The 16,998-nt window shown below is 43.6% G+C and carries 16 protein-coding genes; 8 read left to right on the forward strand and 8 right to left on the reverse strand.

What is annotated here, in order from left to right; genetic code table 11:
* The first annotated feature begins 404 nt into the window (after positions 1-404).
* Positions 405-1,244 (forward strand): dienelactone hydrolase family protein, encoded by an 840-nt coding sequence (locus ACQY6Q_RS02935; RefSeq protein ID WP_427977669.1) that lies wholly within the window; start codon positions 405-407, stop codon positions 1,242-1,244.
* 37 nt (positions 1,245-1,281) lie between these two features.
* The gene (locus ACQY6Q_RS02940) at positions 1,282-1,869 is read left to right on the forward strand and encodes an ACP phosphodiesterase (protein ID WP_427977672.1); all 588 of its coding nucleotides are present in this window, start codon (positions 1,282-1,284) and stop codon (positions 1,867-1,869) included.
* 83 nt (positions 1,870-1,952) lie between these two features.
* Here ACQY6Q_RS02940 and aceA read toward each other — a convergent pair whose 3' ends face one another.
* From aceA to ACQY6Q_RS02965, 5 genes are all read right to left on the reverse strand, one after another.
* Positions 1,953-3,263: an isocitrate lyase gene (gene aceA, locus ACQY6Q_RS02945; RefSeq protein ID WP_427977674.1), complete on the reverse strand. Its 1,311-nt coding sequence runs from the start codon at positions 3,261-3,263 to the stop codon at positions 1,953-1,955.
* A 906-nt stretch (positions 3,264-4,169) separates the two neighbouring features.
* On the reverse strand, positions 4,170-4,874 hold the full coding sequence (gene phoU, locus ACQY6Q_RS02950) for a phosphate signaling complex protein PhoU (RefSeq protein WP_427977676.1): 705 nt from the start codon (positions 4,872-4,874) through the stop codon (positions 4,170-4,172).
* A 24-nt stretch (positions 4,875-4,898) separates the two neighbouring features.
* Entirely contained in the window at positions 4,899-5,717 is an 819-nt protein-coding gene (pstB, locus tag ACQY6Q_RS02955; RefSeq protein ID WP_055732231.1) for a phosphate ABC transporter ATP-binding protein PstB, read from the reverse strand.
* Between the two features lie 27 nt (positions 5,718-5,744).
* Positions 5,745-7,400: a phosphate ABC transporter permease PstA gene (pstA, locus tag ACQY6Q_RS02960; protein WP_427977680.1), complete on the reverse strand. Its 1,656-nt coding sequence runs from the start codon at positions 7,398-7,400 to the stop codon at positions 5,745-5,747.
* Between the two features lie 21 nt (positions 7,401-7,421).
* Positions 7,422-9,632 carry an ABC transporter permease subunit gene (locus ACQY6Q_RS02965; protein ID WP_427977682.1) on the reverse strand — a complete coding sequence of 737 codons (2,211 nt, stop codon included), beginning with the start codon at positions 9,630-9,632 and terminating at the stop codon, positions 7,422-7,424.
* A gap of 317 nt (positions 9,633-9,949) precedes the next feature.
* Here ACQY6Q_RS02965 and ACQY6Q_RS02970 point away from each other — a divergent pair, with 317 nt between their 5' ends.
* Both ACQY6Q_RS02970 and ppk1 read left to right on the forward strand, forming a co-directional pair.
* Positions 9,950-10,453, forward strand: a complete 504-nt coding sequence (locus tag ACQY6Q_RS02970) for a glycine cleavage system protein R (protein WP_427977685.1) — start codon at positions 9,950-9,952, stop codon at positions 10,451-10,453.
* A gap of 26 nt (positions 10,454-10,479) precedes the next feature.
* Positions 10,480-12,564 carry a polyphosphate kinase 1 gene (gene ppk1, locus ACQY6Q_RS02975; protein ID WP_427977687.1) on the forward strand — a complete coding sequence of 695 codons (2,085 nt, stop codon included), beginning with the start codon at positions 10,480-10,482 and terminating at the stop codon, positions 12,562-12,564.
* Between the two features lie 24 nt (positions 12,565-12,588).
* On the opposite strand, the gene ACQY6Q_RS02980 is transcribed toward ppk1, so the two are convergent.
* The gene (locus tag ACQY6Q_RS02980) at positions 12,589-13,227 is read right to left on the reverse strand and encodes an HD domain-containing protein (protein ID WP_427977689.1); all 639 of its coding nucleotides are present in this window, start codon (positions 13,225-13,227) and stop codon (positions 12,589-12,591) included.
* A gap of 188 nt (positions 13,228-13,415) precedes the next feature.
* Here ACQY6Q_RS02980 and ACQY6Q_RS02985 point away from each other — a divergent pair, with 188 nt between their 5' ends.
* Genes ACQY6Q_RS02985 through ACQY6Q_RS02995 form a run of 3 tightly spaced genes read left to right on the forward strand, consistent with a single transcriptional unit; the run spans position 13,416 to position 14,866 of the window.
* Positions 13,416-14,084, forward strand: coding sequence for a DUF2975 domain-containing protein (locus tag ACQY6Q_RS02985; RefSeq protein WP_427977691.1), 669 nt, complete (start codon positions 13,416-13,418; stop codon positions 14,082-14,084).
* Positions 14,085-14,094: 10 nt separating this feature from the next.
* Complete coding sequence (locus ACQY6Q_RS02990) at positions 14,095-14,313, forward strand: helix-turn-helix domain-containing protein (protein WP_427977693.1); 219 nt, start codon at positions 14,095-14,097, stop codon at positions 14,311-14,313.
* A 52-nt stretch (positions 14,314-14,365) separates the two neighbouring features.
* Positions 14,366-14,866: a hypothetical protein gene (locus tag ACQY6Q_RS02995; RefSeq protein WP_427977696.1), complete on the forward strand. Its 501-nt coding sequence runs from the start codon at positions 14,366-14,368 to the stop codon at positions 14,864-14,866.
* Between the two features lie 78 nt (positions 14,867-14,944).
* Here the strand turns inward: ACQY6Q_RS02995 and ACQY6Q_RS03000 are convergent, their stop codons facing one another.
* On the reverse strand, positions 14,945-15,862 hold the full coding sequence (locus tag ACQY6Q_RS03000; protein ID WP_427977699.1) for a hypothetical protein: 918 nt from the start codon (positions 15,860-15,862) through the stop codon (positions 14,945-14,947).
* Between the two features lie 277 nt (positions 15,863-16,139).
* Here ACQY6Q_RS03000 and ACQY6Q_RS03005 point away from each other — a divergent pair, with 277 nt between their 5' ends.
* On the forward strand, positions 16,140-16,628 hold the full coding sequence (locus ACQY6Q_RS03005; RefSeq protein WP_427977702.1) for a GNAT family N-acetyltransferase: 489 nt from the start codon (positions 16,140-16,142) through the stop codon (positions 16,626-16,628).
* Here the strand turns inward: ACQY6Q_RS03005 and ACQY6Q_RS03010 are convergent.
* A partial coding sequence (locus ACQY6Q_RS03010) for a Dyp-type peroxidase (protein ID WP_427977704.1) occupies positions 16,625-16,998 on the reverse strand: 374 nt, incomplete at its 5' end. The genes ACQY6Q_RS03005 and ACQY6Q_RS03010 overlap by 4 nt on opposite strands.

The raw sequence follows: 16,998 nt of genomic DNA on the forward strand, positions 1-16,998 counted from the left end.
ATTGTTAGGCGCTCTCATCCTATGGTGCCGGGTTCAGCCGATACTGAATTTGTCGATTTATGGGGCCACTAATCGCCCTTGCTATTCTTAGCAGTAGCACGTATTAGTCATTCCTTATGTTTTTTTGTCCAGCCTAGCGCTGGATTTTTTTTACCTAAAATTTCATCTTAGTAGCAATTGTTAATAGTCTTCTCGGGCAAGTGCCGGAAACCCGCTGTTAACTTTGCTAAAATTATGATTAATTGATATTTATTACTCACATGCTGATGGCTTATGAGCCTCGCTTGGTATTAGTTCAACGGACTTTCCTTGGTGCTATTCCATTGTGGTTTTAGCTAAGCCTAATTAAATACCCTTAACACACCTATAAGCCAGCACTAAAGCTCAATAAGGACCCTAAGGCAATGAAGTATCATGCCACTATAATAATCATCGCCGCACTAGGCTCAACGGCTCACGCTGTTGAGCAGGGTCAGAGCATAGCCATAACAATGACTGAATCAGGTTTACTATGGGATAAGCAGATCCAGCTCGAAGCAACCTTATATAAACCCAAAGGGGAAGGTCCTTTCCCACTGGTTATTTTTAACCATGGTTCTACTGGGCCGGGTCTCATCGCCAATACCCTTACCATTAACCCTTGGGAGTTCGGCCATTATTTAAAGCAACACAATGTCGCCTTGCTCATCCCAATGCGACGTGGCAGAGGTGCCTCACAAGGACGCTATAAAGAATCTTATAATTGCAGTGTCAACAGCGTTGAATCAGGTATCAACTACGCCTCGCAAAGCTTAGACGCCACCATGCACTATATTCAGCAACAAACTTGGATAGACCAAGACCAGATTGTCATTGCTGGTCACTCTCGAGGGGGCTTGTTATCGGTAGTCTACGCAGCCAAACACCCGCAATGGTTTAAAGGCGTGGTTAACTTTTCTGGCGGCTGGATGGCAGAACAGTGTCAAATCACCTCCCCCGTAGCTAGCAATCAAGGACTATTCAGCACAGCTGCCAACAACAATCCGCTGCCACACTTATTCATCTATGCCCACAACGATCCTTATTACTCCGACTCTGCAATAAAAAACTACGTTGAAAGCTTTAAACAGGCCGGCGGCCAAGTGGATTTTCAATTTTACTCTATTGATTCTTCAGCCAATGGGCACGCGCTATTTCATGAATATGGAGAGTTATGGATTGAAGATGTTAAGCACTACCTACAGCGACTAGGTTTAATCGAATAACCACAGCCAATTTTGCAATATAGGATAAGCTTAAGTAATGAACTATTTAGCCCACTTTCATATTGCTCAAATTACTGGCACTTCCATCTCGGGAGCTCTATTAGGAGACTTCGTCAAAGGTCATGCTTGGCAAAAATTAACAGCAGACTGGCAAGTGGGGATCTTACTGCACAGAAAAGTAGACAGTTTTACCGACCAACAGCTAGCTAAAATGAACGCCTCTGCTTATTTCAGCACGCCATTACGCCGCTACTCGGGCATTGCTCTAGATGTTTATTTTGATTATTTACTTAGTCGGCACTGGGCGAAATTTAGCCAACAAGATAAAGGCGCATTTATCGAACATTGTTACCAGCAATTACAGCAAGCGCCCCTAAAGGGACGCCCGGCCTATACCATCGAACACATGTGTCAGCATAATTGGCTGGCACAATACGGCGAGTATAACCAGCTAAGTCATACCTTAAAAGCCATTAGTAGGCGGTTGCGGCGACCAGTAAAACTGGAACTAATGTTAAGCGATATAGAGCAACATGAAGCAGCACTTGAAGAGTGCTTTCTAAGACTCTATCCACAAGTGCTTCGCCACGCACAGCAGCAAGTTGAGCAGCTCATTAAGACTTAAGTTTTTACCATAAAAAAAGCAGCCCACAGGCTGCCTAAAGGTATCGATTTAGCTTATTTTTATTATACTAACGGCGGAAAGGCCTAGCTAAATTGCTCTTCTTCGGTTGAACCGGTTAGCGCCGTTACCGAAGACTGACCGCCTTGGATAACATTGGTCACTTGGTCGAAATAACCGGTTCCCACTTCTTGTTGGTGAGCTACAAAGGTATAGCCTCGGTCGGCTGCGGCAAATTCCTTCTCCTGAACCATATTCACGTAATGCTTCATACCTTCACCTTGGGCGTAGTTATGCGCCAGATCGAACATGTTGTACCACATGTTATGAATACCGGCTAAGGTGATGAACTGGTACTTATAACCCATGTCGCTAAGCTCTTGCTGGAATTTAGCAATTGTTTCGTCGTCTAGGTTCTTACGCCAGTTAAACGAAGGCGAACAGTTATAAGCCAGCAGTTGGTCAGGGTATTTCGCATGAATGGCTTCAGCAAACTTACGCGCTTCTTCCAAACATGGTGTTGCCGTTTCACACCAAATCAAATCGGCGTACTCGGCATAAGCTAAGCCCCGACTAATCGCTTGGTCGATACCAGCTCGAACGCGATAGAAACCTTCCGACGAACGTTCACCTTCAATAAACTCTGCATCATAAGGGTCGACATCCGAGGTTAATAAGTCTGCCGCGTTGGCGTCGGTACGGGCAATTACCAAAGTAGGCACACCAGCAACATCAGCCGCAAAGCGTGCTGCAACCAGTTTTTGAACCGCTTCTTGGGTTGGAACCAATACTTTGCCGCCCATGTGGCCACATTTCTTAACCGATGCCAGCTGATCTTCAAAGTGAACACCAGCAGCACCTGCTTTAATCATGTTTTTCATCAACTCAAAAGCATTAAGTACGCCACCAAAACCCGCTTCAGCATCGGCGACAATCGGTAAGAAATAATCAATTCCACCGTTCGCCGGTGAAAGGCCATTTGCCCATTGAATTTGGTCAGCACGCTGGAAAGAGTTATTGATCCGCTCAACCACTTTAGGCACAGAGTCCACTGGATATAAAGATTGATCAGGATACATACTAGACGCCGAGTTATTATCTGCCGCCACCTGCCAGCCTGACAAGTAAATAGCCTCGATGCCAGCTTTGGCTTGCTGTACAGCTTGACCACCAGTAAGCGCGCCTAAACAATTTACGTAACCTTTTTTAGCTTGGCCATTAACCAGTGCCCAAAGCTTTTCGGCGCCACGACGAGCGACGGTATTTTCTGGAATAAATGAGCCACGTAACTTGACTACATCTTCTGCAGAGTAAGGGCGCTTAACCCCTTTCCAACGAGGATTCTCTGCCCAATCTTTCTCTAATTCTTGAACTTGTTGTTCTCTAGTTAATGTCATGCTCAATCCCTCTTATACCTTATTCCTAGATACACCCTAGTTGTATCGCGTATTCACGTAGTTATTTATCCAGCTCTTTGGCTGCTCACCAAGCAAACTACTTGGAAAATATGGCTCAGCAGCTTTGGGGTCTTATTATTTTCAAAGTCTCCTGAGCAAACGTTGGGGCGCCATATCAGCATTATTATTGCTATTGGCTGTGGCTATTGCCCCGTTCTAGCTAAGCAGAGCCAGCTTATATATCACTGACTCTACTGGTCGACAATTAATGACTGTTCAGTCTGGCTTTATCGCAGTTCCCTTGGTTACAGAACACCAATAATTTATGTAATTATTTCGTATCTGTAATAAGACTTTCAAAAAGCAACACCAACAGTGTTAAACATTTTTCATACTGTTAAAGTGAAATATTTTTAAACAAACGTTTTAAAAACCCTTCAACAGCCTGTTTTTTATAACACTAGAAAAACCAAAAGCAAAGCTTTTTTTAAAGTAATAACTCTAAATCCGCTACATTTACGCAACAATGCATTTACGACATAAGTCTAAAAAAGAATATTAATTACGTAATAAAATTACTTAATGCCGTGATGGTAAACTTGTTAAGCATTCACGATTACCTTTACGTAAACGTAAACATAAAAAGAAGAACGCAAATAGGAACAGACATGTGGTTTTTATGCCTTAATTAATAAGACTTTAAACACATTTTCAAACAAACGTTTAAATTAAGAAAACAGATACAGGAGGAGTGGAAAATAGCAAGCTGACACAACAGTGGTTATTAAACAAAACTAATCAAACTCACTGCTCAGACCAGAAAAATTAGAAAAAAAATAAATTTATAAGTTAAAAATAAAAAGGCTGACGCAGAGCCAGCCTTTGTAACAGTGTGTGATTAACTCACTACAGCAACTTTTCTACTTCATCACCCGCCAAATGACGGATATCTTTACCTCTTACAAAATAAATGATGTATTCGGCAATATTCTGGCAACGGTCGCCGACACGTTCAATTGCCCGAGCAGCGTTTAAAGCGTCTAAAACCTGTGGAATAGAACGAGGATCTTCCATCATATAAGTCATTAATTCACGAATTAAACGTTCGTATTCCTTATCAACTTTACGGTCTTCCTGATGCACTTTCCAAGCAATATCTACGTCCATACGCGCAAAAGCATCTAATACATCATGTAACATCTTTGCCGTATGTCTACCAAGGTGTTCAAGACTCACTAAGGAAGCCTTAATCGGCTTGTCCATGTTGCGCTCAACCATACGTGCGATGCTCTCGGCGGCGTCACCAATTCGCTCTAGGTCAGCAATGGTTTTAATCACCGCCATCACAATGCGTAAGTCACTAGCTGCAGGCTGGCGCTTAGCAATAATACGAGTACACTCTTCGTCGATATCAACTTCGAAAGAATTGACTTTACTATCGGTTTTAATCACTTTGTTAACCAGCTCTGCATCGGGCCGGTTCAATAGGCTTAAAGCATCGACAAGCTGTTGCTCAACCAAGCCACCCATTGCCATAATTTGGTTACGAACATGATCTAGTTCAGCGTTAAACTGACCAGATATGTGCTTATTTACATTTAAATTATCCATATCTTTTCCTCAGCTACGCACTTATTAACCGTAGCGACCAGTAATGTAATCTTCTGTTTGTTTTTTCGCTGGAGTGGTGAACAGCGTATTGGTATCAGCATATTCCACCATGTCCCCCATGTACATAAAGGCCGTTTGGTCTGACACACGCGCAGCCTGTTGCATATTATGCGTGACGATAACCACGGTATAACGGCTCTTCAAGTCGTTAATTAGCTCTTCAATAGTAAGCGTGGAAATCGGGTCAAGTGCCGATGTGGGTTCATCTAATAATAGCACTTCAGGCTCAATCGCAATCGCGCGAGCAATCACCAAACGTTGCTGCTGACCACCAGATAAGCCAAAGGCATTTTCTTGCAAACGGTCTTTTACTTCATCCCACAAGGCCGCACCGCGTAAAGAACGCTCTACCGCCTCATCCAATACACGGCGGTCTTTAACCCCCTGTAAACGCAAGCCATAAACTACGTTTTCATAGATCGACTTTGGGAAGGGGTTAGGCCGTTGAAATACCATACCTACGTTACGACGCAAGGCGGCAACATCCACACTCTTGTCGTAAATATTCTGCCCATGCAGCAAAATTTCGCCGCTAATTTTACAAATATCAACTAAATCATTCATGCGGTTGATACAACGCAACAAAGTCGACTTACCACAGCCCGACGGGCCAATAAATGCGGTCACTTGGCCTTTAGGGATCTTCATTGAAACATCAAACAAAGCTTGTTTGCTGCCATAATAAAGGTCTAAGTTTTTTACTTCTAATGCGGTTTGCTCTGCACTTAAGTTCGCCAAATCCAATTTCGTATCGCGACTCATTTCAGTATTCAAAGAAATCATGTTTTTTCCTACAAATTTGCCGTTAGCTTATTGGTCTAACGTTTTAAACTTTTCACGTAAACGGTTACGGATTTGAATGGCCGCTAAGTTCAAGCCAATAATTACCGTTACCAATAAAAATGCCGTGGCGTAAACCAAAGGTCGTGCCGCCTCTACGTTAGGGCTTTGAAAGCCAACATCATAAATATGGAAACCCAAGTGCATAAACTTACGTTCTAAGTGAACGAAAGGAAAGTTTCCATCTAAAGGCAAGGTAGGCGCCAATTTTACTACCCCTACTAACATCAACGGAGCTACTTCCCCGGCGGCGCGAGCAACGGCTAAAATCAAACCCGTCATAATCGCTGGGCTGGCCATAGGAATAACGATACGCCATAAGGTTTCTGCCTTGGTAGCGCCTAGGGCTAATGAACCTTGGCGCACCGCGCTAGGGATCCGAGATAAGCCTTCTTCAGTAGAAACAATCACCACAGGCAGAGTTAATATCGCCAAGGTTAAAGCCGCCCAAATCACCCCTGGAGAACCAAAGGTGGGTGTTGGCAAAGACTCTTGATAGAACAGGGAGTCAATGCTGCCACCCAGCATATAGACGAAGAAGCCTAAACCAAATACCCCATAAACAATCGACGGAACTCCGGCCAAGTTAATTACCGCAATACGAATTAAACGGGTAAAGCTATTGTTTCCTGCATACTCATGCAGATAAATAGCCGCCACCACACCTAGAGGAGTGACGATCACAGCCATCAGCATCACCATGAACACGGTACCGAAAATAGCTGGGAATACCCCACCCTCGGTATTGGCTTCACGCGGCTCTGAAATTACAAATTTACTGGCTTGATGCAACCAATGACTAAACTTTTGTAATACGTTCATGTCGTTGGGAAAAAACACATCCAACACGTTATCCATGGGGATAGTTACCAACTCGCCACGCATATCACGAATGATCAGTTGATCACGACGCGCTTCATCTCGATAGCCAAACAATTGCTTCTCTAATACCAAATATTGCTGATGCAATTGCTCTGTTTCGGCTTCGATTTCGGCCAAGCGTTGTTCAGTTAATTCGTTATTGAGCTCATACTTACGCTGTTTTAAACGTAGCCGCTCGATACTGTAGTTAATCCCACCAATATCATGACGCTGCAATGAATCAGCCTCGTCGATGATGTCGTTAGAACGCTCTAACAACTCAAACAACAATTCATGCTCAGCGTCTTGTGAGGCGTCGATGGTTTCACCATCTCTCACAATACCTTCAACATACCCATAAAAATTACCATTAGTACGACGCTCTACTACCGCGACGCCCTTGGGTTGTTGCTTCGATAAAATTTCATTTTCGGTCAACCAACGAAAGTCCAAACTTACGTATTCACGGTTCCCGGTTTTAATTAAGAAGCGCTCAACAAAATCATCATTTAGACCTTCAAGATTGGCGCCAGAGGCTTTTAAGCGCTCGATAGGCACCAACTCGGTTTCATACAACTCACCAATAACGGTTTGCTGCTCGCCAAACTGATTCACTTCCATTTCTAATACTGGACTAGGCCAGAAGTATACGAGACCACGTGCCGCTATTAATAGTAACAAGCCAACAACAGCCACCAAACTGATGCTCACTGCACCAGCGGTCATCCATATCCACGGGTTACCTGATTTAAACCACTTTTTCATCGCTTAATTCCTATATCCCTTTTATAGCGAGCTGTATTTATCGCGCAGACGTTGGCGCACAAATTCAGCAATCGTGTTAAATGCAAAGGTAAACACAAACAATACAAAAGCTGCCAAGAACAGCACTCGGTAGTGTGAGCTTCCCACTTCTGATTCGGGCATTTCAACCGCGATATTGGCCGATAAGGTCCGCATTCCTTGGAAAATACTCCAATCCATTACAGGGGTATTACCGGTAGCCATTAGTACGATCATCGTTTCGCCTACAGCGCGCCCTAATCCCATCATTACCGCCGAGAAAATACCGGGGCTAGCGGTAAGAATTACCACTTTGGTCAAGGTTTGCCATGGCGTTGCACCCAAGGCTAATGAACCATTACTCAAATGCTTAGGCACCGAGAAAATCGCATCTTCTGCAATAGAGAAAATGGTGGGAATAACCGCAAAGCCCATCGCTAAACCCACCACCATTGAGTTACGTTGGTCGAAGTTAATGCCCATCTCATTGGTTAGGAATAAACGCGCATCGCCATCAAACAGCCACAACTCTAATAAAGGACTCATTTCAATACAGCCCCACGCGATAACTAAGACCACCGGAATAAGTACGATGGCATCCCAACCTTCAGGCACCCATTGACGTAAGGCTTTAGGCATTTTCGACCAGCAATAAGCACTTAGCAAAAAGCCCACAGGCAATAGCAACATAATGGCAATCACGCCGGGTAGGTTGTCCTCGATCAATGGCGCTAACCATAAACCAGCAAGAAAACCTAGAATCACGGTAGGCAGCGCTTCCATGATTTCTACGGTTGGCTTCACCACTTTACGCAATGGTGCAGACATAAAGTAAGCGGTATAGATAGCCCCAGCTAGGGCAATAGGCGCCGCAAATAACATTGCGTAAAAAGCCGCCTTAATTGTACCGAAAGAGATCGGAACCAAGCTTAGTTTTGGTTCGAAGTCATCACTAGCTGAGGTGGACTGCCAAACGAATTGCGGCTCTGGGTAACCTTCGTACCATACCTTGTGCCACAAGGCGCTCCAAGTCACTTCAGGGTGCTCGTTCTCTACATGAAAGAACTCAAGACCCTTATCGGTTTGGGTTAACAAACCACTGGCGCGAGGAGAAAAGGCCAAAGTGCTGCTTAATCCATCGGTAGCTTGACGCACCAAATGGTCACCACCGGTGGTATGAAATAACGAAATAGAGCCATCCTGAGCACTAACCGCAAACCCTTTACGATAGTACTCAACGGCAATTTCATTCACCTTAGCACCAGCGTCAAATTCGCGGATCTGAGTCAGCTTACGCACGCCGTCTTTTGCCACATCAAACCATTGGCTTATCTTGCCATTGTCGTTTGCCACAATTAACGAACTCGCGCCGGTCAGCAGGGCCAAATCAGTGACATTCGCGCCTTTGCTATTTACAAAGTCAACCGAGCTCAACTGAATGTCCTCAATATCAGAGATATCGTAGTTGGCCAGTTGGTTACCATTACGAATATATAAACGGCGTAAATCAGGCGTCACTAATATTTGGTCGATACGCTTAGGTAAACTTGGAATATCAGCCGTCTCAGGCAGCCATTCTAAAGACTCACTAAACATATCTTCTTCAGCATCATAACGGACCAATAAACCGCGACCATCTTCGGTAATCGCCGCCACAACGGCTGCGTCATCTTGACGCTCAAAAGCCATTTGACGAATAGCTTGCCCTTGCGAGTCAATCTCAAGTGCTTGCTCCCCCATAGGAAACTTCACACCAGGAGTAATTAAGCGTTGGTCATTGGGGTAACTAACACTAAATTTAGGCGCAATCACATAGGCTGTACCTTCACTGGTGCCATAAATCACTGAAGCGCGGTTAGGCACTGTGCGGTCAAACGCAGTAATATCGGCGTCAAGCTGATATTCTTCAAAACTACGATTTTCGTTGGTTAGGCTAAAAAAACGTAACCGCCCATCGGCATTAAAGCGATAGGCAATTTCGTTTTGTTCCTCAACACCAATAGCCACCGTGGCGCTACTGTCGTGAAGTGGAATTAGCTTAGTTTTGTCTAAAGTTGCGCCATAGAAAATCGGTGCAACTACATACAATAAATAGAAGAAGATTAAGATCAACGCCAAAAGAACCACGATCCCACCGGCGCTTACGCCATAACGGGTTAACCGGTCCTTAATAAGTCGTCGAGCACTACTATTAAATGACACTGACTGCGTCATATATCCCTCACAATTTAATAGGTATGGCGCAAGTATATGGCAGTTTTATGACAGTATTGTTACAGAGTGAAATACTAAAAAAATGTCACCTAATAAGGGACTAGAAACGGGTTTCGTCTATCATTAACAAAGTCGCATAACATTTTTATGTATCTAATATTACATTAAAATTATATTGTATCTGGGCATTTCAAGAACGTCTAAAGTAACCTTAAAGCGCTTCCTTATTTGGTTAAAGCTATGCATACTTTAAAGTCTTAGCTTAAGCCTTTAACAAGCAAATTCGCTCGCTATGATGTCAGTTAAGGAGTAACAAAATGAAACAACTTGTCATTAGTGTTATTGGTAAAGATCGCTCCGGCATCGTTGACCAACTATCCGCTATTATCCTGCAACATCATGGCAACTGGTTAGCGAGTAGCCTTACTGAATTAGCGGGCCAATTTGCTGGTATTCTGCACATTGAAGTCCCACCAGAACACATGGCAGCGCTCAGTCATGAGCTACTTCATCAACCTGGGCTATTAGTGAATATTGCCGAAGGCGAAGACGCAGCTGCGCAACAGTGTAAACAAGTAGCCATAACAGTCACGGCCAACGACAGAAACGGTATTGTGCAAGAAGTGACCCAAGCCTTGAGTAAGTTAGGCGTCAGTCTAAGTAAAATTCAAACTCACGTAGCTAGCGCCCCCAACTGGGGTGGGCTTATTTTTAGTGCTAACTTGCTGGTTCCCTGCGACAGTGAACAGCAACTCAACACCATTCAGGAAACCTTAGAATCTTTAGCCGATGATCTAATGGTCGACATCGAACAAGATTAGTTAATTTTAGTAGTTACAGGTGAACAATGAGCGACAGTCTGTATATAGAAAAAGAGTTAAGTTGGCTTTCGTTTAATCAACGAGTTCTGCAAGAAGCCCAAGATACCTCGGTTCCCATTATCGAAAGAGTCCGATTTTTAGGCATTTTCTCCAACAACCAAGATGAATTTTATAAGGTTCGAGTTGCCGCCTTAAAACGACGCGTAATTCTTAACGAGGTTAAGAATAAAGATGACGGCTCGATAAAACTGCTAAATGATGTTCAGGCCAAACTCGCCGAGTTACAGGATGATTTTGACGCAACTTATCGCGATATTATTCTCACCCTTGCCCGCCGCAATATTTTCCTGATTAATGAGGACCAACTCAGCGATAACCACCAAATATGGGTAAGAAAATTCTTTAAAGATAAGGTATTGCGCCACATTACCCCCATCGTACTAACCAAGCGTACCGACCTAGTTAAATTCTTGAAAGATGAATACACCTATCTTGCGGTAGAAGTGTTAAAGGGTAGCAAAGAAGACCACTTATTAATTGAGATCCCCACAGACAGCCTGCCGCGCTTTGTGGTATTGCCCCCCGACGGTTCTAAAGCGCGTAAAACCATGATCATCTTGGACAATATCATTCGCTTTTGTCTAGATGATTTACTCCGAGGTTTCTATGAATATGACTCGGTTGCGGCCTACTCAATTAAAATGACTCGGGATGCCGAATACGACCTCACCGACGAAGTGGACCAAAGCCTTCTAGAAAAAATGTCTGAAGGCATTAAACAGCGACTCACCGCCGAACCAGTGCGTTTTGTTTATGACAGAGAAATGCCACTAAGTATGGTTAAACGGCTCAGTAAAATGCTGCATATTTCCAAACTAGATCACAGCATAAGTGGTAGTCGCTACCACAATTTCAAAGATTTTATCGACTTCCCCAACGTTGGTCGAAAGTACTTAGAAAACCCCAAAATATCCGCGTTAAATTGCCGTGACTTTGACAACTACGACACTATTTTTGACGCCATTACAGCCCGCGATATCTTGCTCTACTATCCTTATCACAAATTTAGGTATATCTCGGAGTTTGTTCGTCAAGCCTCCTTCGACCCTAAAGTAATTAGCATTAAAATTAACATTTATCGAGTAGCGAAAAAGTCACACTTGATGAACTCGCTGATCGACGCGGCAAACAATGGTAAGCGAGTCACGGTGGTGATTGAACTGCGCGCCCGCTTCGACGAAGGCGCCAATATTGGCTGGGCGCAATTGCTCACCGACGCGGGCGTAAAAGTCGTGTTTGGTGTGCCCTCGTTAAAAGTGCATTCTAAGTTGCTACTCATTACCCGTAGAGAAGATGAGCAGCGCGTTACCTATAGCCACATTGGTACTGGCAACTTCCACGAAAAAACCGCCAAAATCTACACCGACTTCGCCCTATTCACTAAGAATCAGGAAATTGGTCAGGAAATAGAAAACGTCTTTCGTTTTATTCAACAGCCGTATCGACGCTTTAAATTCCAACACCTCATCGTATCGCCCAACGATACTCGCCGCCGTTTGTTTAGCTTAATCGATTATGAAATTAATCAGGCCAATGCGGGTAATCCCGGTGCCATCACGATTAAAGTTAATAATTTGGTAGACAAAGGCGTCATTACTCGGCTTTACGCCGCCAGTAAAGCTGGGGTGAAAATACGCATGATTATTCGCGGCATGTGTTCACTAGTCCCAGGCTTAGAGGGAGTTAGCGACAATATAAAAATCATCAGTATTGTGGATCGCTTCCTCGAACATCCACGGGTGTTTCACTTCCATCATGGCGGTGAAGAACAAGTGTATATCGCGTCTTTCGATTGGATGACTCGCAACATAGAAGAGCGAGTTGAAGTTGGCGTACCTATTTATGACCAAGAACTAAAACAGCGGGTGATAGACTTGCTCGAATTACAATTTGCCGATACCACCAAAGCCCGCATCATCGATGCTAAGCAACAAAACCTTTACGTGAGCCGCGGTAACCGCCGTAAGATCCGCTCACAAATTTGGACTCATGACTACTTAAAAGCCATAGAATCCAAACCACGCCGCAAAGTGGTGGAAGAGGATAAATAATAATAAGGTCGCAACTCTGCGGCCTTATTCGTTTATGGGCTCAAATTCTGTGGCTAACTGAGCCAAATAACTTTGCATAAAATCAGTGCGCCGTTTGGCTTCGCGTTTCGCTCCGTCGGTATGTAAGCTATCGCCTATCAATAACAGCTTAGTGTAGAAGTGATCGAGTGAGAAACTTTGGTCATCTGCAGAGCGATGCTGACAAAACGGATCTTGGCTATTATAAAATGGCCTACCGAGCCGATTCCCCACTTGAATACAGCGTGTAATACCAATAGCCCCCAAGGCATCAAGGCGGTCAGCATCCTGTACAATTTTAGCTTCAAGTGTATTCGCGGCAACATTGCCGCTATAACTGTGTGCCGCAATCGCATGGTGAATCGCCGCAAAATATTGTGAGTCATAACCAAAGCCACTTAACAATTCAAGCGCTTTATCTGCGGCCCACTGCGCTGCCAAATGCCTTTGCGGGTGGCTTTTATCCAAACTCACACAATCGTGCAGCCACGCAGCAGGCTCGACCACCGCCATATTCGCCTGCTCTTGCTTGGCTAAACAAATGGCCCATTTAACCACTCGCTCTACATGGTCTAACTGATGAGCCGTATCTGCGAAGCTTTCCAGCAGTAGATTGCGACAGGCCAAAGCTAATGACATATTCATTTGATTTCCTCTTGTTAGGGCTCATAGCCGTTTAATAAGTGCCTAAAGTACTTATTCTAATTTTAACGCACCATTTCATGCTTCCCACTCGGCAAGTTTTATCTTTACAACACCTATTTATTCATTCATTATTTAATGATAAACATTAAATAATTATTATTATTCGCGATTATAAAGGGATGAATAACATGCAGTCGATTGAAGCGATTAGCAAAGTTGGCAAACAAATGCGTTTGGCTCTTTGGGGCTTGGTAGGCTTGACTCTAATATGTTTAATTGGCTTTCCCAGTGAGCTGGGCCTAGATATAGACCCTATAAACAAAGGTCCTTGGGCTTTTAGCTTGCACGCAGTATCAAACATGCTAATCACATTATCTAATGAACAATCAATCACTGACTTCCAAGCTCCGCAAGCGCCGATAGCTATACGGCTCATTATTTGGGGCATTTTTATTGCCACCAGCTTCATTATGGCATCGCTGGTATGGCAAATTGACCGCCTGTTTAAGTCCTATAGTCAAGGCAAAGTCTTTACCACCCAGGCCAGCAATTATTTTAGAAAAATTGGCTGTAGCTTACTCACTCTTTTTGTAATTAACACTATTGCTAACTACTTTATAGAAAACGTCATACTCCCTTATATAATGCCCCCTCCGCCGCCAATGGGCGAAGGCCTATTCTTCCCTCCCCCTCCGATAGACATCTTCCCCCCTTTTCCTCCAATGCACCAATGGATGAGCATGGAGCTGATATCGGTCGACTTCCCTCTGCTACTCGCAGGTCTATTTATGGTAATGGTTGCTTACGTCATGCAACTCGGTGTGCAAATTCAAGCAGACGTAGATGCCACTATCTAAGGAGGGAGCGATGGCGATAATCATTAATTTGGATGTTATGTTAGCAAAGCGAAAAATGCGTTTGAACGACTTGTCTGAATCCGTTGGCATATCCATTCAAAACTTATCGATATTGAAAACAGGACGAGCCAAAGCCGTACGCTTTTCAACCCTAAACGCAATTTGTCAGGTATTAGAATGTCAACCTGGTGATTTGTTGGAGTACCAACCGGATCAGGATGCCCCCTGAACCAGTTGGTTTTGACATCAGCATGAGATACTAAGTCAAACAGGAATTTAGCATGAATAAACGACTTAAACAAAATCTGCGCCTATTTGCTCCAGTGCTAGCCTTTGCTGTGTATATGGCTGGCCCTCAAGCAGAAGACTTAGCAGAACTAAACGCATTAAAAGACCCATTTATGATGGTCGATTACGATGCATCCATTGCACTGCTTCCAATAGAGTTACAAGCTCAAGCTCGAGAATGGCGAGCATATATGAAACAGTTAGAAGATAAGTTTGCACTTGATTCGAAAAACACTAGTTTAAAAACGGAAGTCAGCTTTAGTTCCTTATACCAGCAACTTGACCAATTATTTGCTCAAGCCCAAATAGAACCTGTCAAAGTTAACGTGTTAGAAAGCTTAAGTAACGAACAACGCTTAAAAGCATTAACCTTATGGAAAGACATTCAACGAAGTGAAATTGACCTATTAAGTCAACAATATGATGCCACTGCCGAGAAAGCCATTGACGAAAAATACGCAAAACTCGATGCCATTCTCGCGTCAATAGACTAAACACATAACTATTTAGAAACAAAAAACGGCCAAAGTAATGGCCATTTTTTGCTTTTATTTAATCTGTAAAGCCTAAAGCTACTGTTTACGGCGAGCCAAGCGAGACATCAGTGTCCCCATCAAAGCTAAAATTAGGATCCCTATACTACTAGGTTCACTAACAACAACGCTAGAATCAGCGGGGTCACGCGCCCAAACACTCATATGAGAAATAGCTTGTGGATTGCCTTGTCGATTTAGAAAATCGCCTGTATTTAAGGTACCTGATAACTGATACGGTGTTAAAAAGTTCAAGCCGGGTTCAGTTTCAAAAATATCTACAAAATCAAAATCATAGATAATGAAGCTTCCAGCCACTTTAACAGAGAAAGCCAAGTGGTCAAAGGTGGCTTCACCTAATAACTGTTGCACCTGTTCGATAATATAAGGGTCAGTTTGAATTACCCACTCTACTGCTGTACATTCCCCCACATCGCCACCGACACAAGTAAATGACATGTCTAATAGGGCATCAATATCTAGGAATAACCCACCGGGTGTCACAGGACCAGATTGGTCATAAGTTACGTTCAAATTTTGATCGACATCAGCCAATTGAATCCAGCCAGGGTCATCAGCTACTTCGAAAGGGATGTCATCTAGGTTTTGCAACTCATCAGGCTCAATGAAAAATAGACTATCATCGGGACCGTAGGTGGTATTCAAAAAGCCATCGCCGTTTTGACCAATATTAATAACTGGATCGCTAGGGTCATCATTACCATCAAACACCAAACAACCGGTCGCATCATAGGGGCCATTCACCAGCAGTTCATCCGATAACACGACACCGTCTGCAGGGTTAGCAGCAGCACTTACCTCTTTAATTGACGTTAACTGGGCATTACCAAGATTACAGCTGGTACCCACATAGTGTGTAATTGGTGCCGCCCAAACTTGACCAAATATACCAATGGCAAACACTGCCGATATAATGCGAATAAGTTTAGAAAACATAACAACCTTCTTAGTTATGAGCATGGCTATTAAAAAGCAATTACTGATTTGTATTATGTAAGTGACCCAGCATAAATTATGCCACACTATTTTTATGTTTGTACTTCAATAAATTAACTATTAAATCAAATATATTTAGCGGCCTAGTGTAAAGATTTTCGACAATTATAGTCAGTTAAACATTAAGCTATTCAGGCCTATGGCCAACATATCTAAGTATAGAGCGGCTAGCCATCAATTGTTACACTGGGGGAAATAACTGCAACCAGTAAGCCACATGCCTAACAATACCTACTATTTACAACAACTCCACATCAAGCAACTGCAAGCCAAACCCCTAGCAAGCACTATTATCATAAAAGAAGTTAAGCAAAGGCAGGCTACGGCAAGTAGAGAATTCTATTTAGAAGTTGGTCAACACTGGCAGTGGAATGATAAACGTGAGTGGTCTGAACAAGATTGGAACAACTATACTCAAGCCGCTACGTTAAGAACCTTTTCCGCCTATCAAAACGAGCAATTTGTGGGTTATTTTGAACTAGAAAAACACTCTGATGAGAGTGTGGAGATAGCTTACTTTGGCTTAGCTAAACACTTTCTAGGCCAAGGAATTGGTGGAGGATTACTTAGCCGCTGTTTACATAGTGCCTGGCAGTGGCAAGCTAGTCGCGTCTGGGTACACACTTGTGATTTAGACCACCCCAGCGCCTTGGCTAACTACCAAGCGCGTGGGATGAAACTGTACAAAACCGAATGTGACAGTTAACTCAAACGTGATAGATCAAGTTGCTCGCCGTCTATCGGTGGGCACCAGTAATAGCCAGTAGTGAGAGGGCGGCTAAACTGGAATAAGCCATCTTCAATACCGTCTTCAAGGCCCAGCATCCGTTTTAGCTGTATCTCAAAAGGGTATAAACTGCTGGCAAAACACACGAAATTAAGCCCACAGTCCTGACCTTTAATCCAAGGAAGGCTTCGGCGTAGCATAAAGGCTTCGGGGCTAAAGCTTTCTTGAGCGGTTCGACGCACGTGGGCAAATGCCGGAGACTCTGGAAATTCGACGTTATCGCTTTTTCTGCGGCCAATAATATCATCTTGCTGCTGGTTAGAGAGACTGTTGAAGTGATCCAGCTGAT

The sequence above is a fragment of the Agarivorans sp. genome, assembly GCF_050295395.1.
Taxonomy (GTDB): Bacteria; Pseudomonadota; Gammaproteobacteria; order Enterobacterales; family Celerinatantimonadaceae; genus Agarivorans.

What these genes read in the sequence shown, in the direction of transcription:
- ACQY6Q_RS02935 (WP_427977669.1), top strand. Translation starts at nt 405, where the DNA reads ATGAAGTATCATGCCACTATAATAATCATCGCCGCACTAGGCTCAACG.
- ACQY6Q_RS02940 (WP_427977672.1), top strand. Translation starts at nt 1,282, where the DNA reads ATGAACTATTTAGCCCACTTTCATATTGCTCAAATTACTGGCACTTCC.
- aceA (WP_427977674.1), bottom strand. Translation starts at nt 3,263, where the DNA reads ATGACATTAACTAGAGAACAACAAGTTCAAGAATTAGAGAAAGATTGG.
- phoU (WP_427977676.1), bottom strand. Translation starts at nt 4,874, where the DNA reads ATGGATAATTTAAATGTAAATAAGCACATATCTGGTCAGTTTAACGCT.
- pstB (WP_055732231.1), bottom strand. Translation starts at nt 5,717, where the DNA reads ATGATTTCTTTGAATACTGAAATGAGTCGCGATACGAAATTGGATTTG.
- pstA (WP_427977680.1), bottom strand. Translation starts at nt 7,400, where the DNA reads ATGAAAAAGTGGTTTAAATCAGGTAACCCGTGGATATGGATGACCGCT.
- ACQY6Q_RS02965 (WP_427977682.1), bottom strand. Translation starts at nt 9,632, where the DNA reads ATGACGCAGTCAGTGTCATTTAATAGTAGTGCTCGACGACTTATTAAG.
- ACQY6Q_RS02970 (WP_427977685.1), top strand. Translation starts at nt 9,950, where the DNA reads ATGAAACAACTTGTCATTAGTGTTATTGGTAAAGATCGCTCCGGCATC.
- ppk1 (WP_427977687.1), top strand. Translation starts at nt 10,480, where the DNA reads ATGAGCGACAGTCTGTATATAGAAAAAGAGTTAAGTTGGCTTTCGTTT.
- ACQY6Q_RS02980 (WP_427977689.1), bottom strand. Translation starts at nt 13,227, where the DNA reads ATGAATATGTCATTAGCTTTGGCCTGTCGCAATCTACTGCTGGAAAGC.
- ACQY6Q_RS02985 (WP_427977691.1), top strand. Translation starts at nt 13,416, where the DNA reads ATGCAGTCGATTGAAGCGATTAGCAAAGTTGGCAAACAAATGCGTTTG.
- ACQY6Q_RS02990 (WP_427977693.1), top strand. Translation starts at nt 14,095, where the DNA reads ATGGCGATAATCATTAATTTGGATGTTATGTTAGCAAAGCGAAAAATG.
- ACQY6Q_RS02995 (WP_427977696.1), top strand. Translation starts at nt 14,366, where the DNA reads ATGAATAAACGACTTAAACAAAATCTGCGCCTATTTGCTCCAGTGCTA.
- ACQY6Q_RS03000 (WP_427977699.1), bottom strand. Translation starts at nt 15,862, where the DNA reads ATGTTTTCTAAACTTATTCGCATTATATCGGCAGTGTTTGCCATTGGT.
- ACQY6Q_RS03005 (WP_427977702.1), top strand. Translation starts at nt 16,140, where the DNA reads ATGCCTAACAATACCTACTATTTACAACAACTCCACATCAAGCAACTG.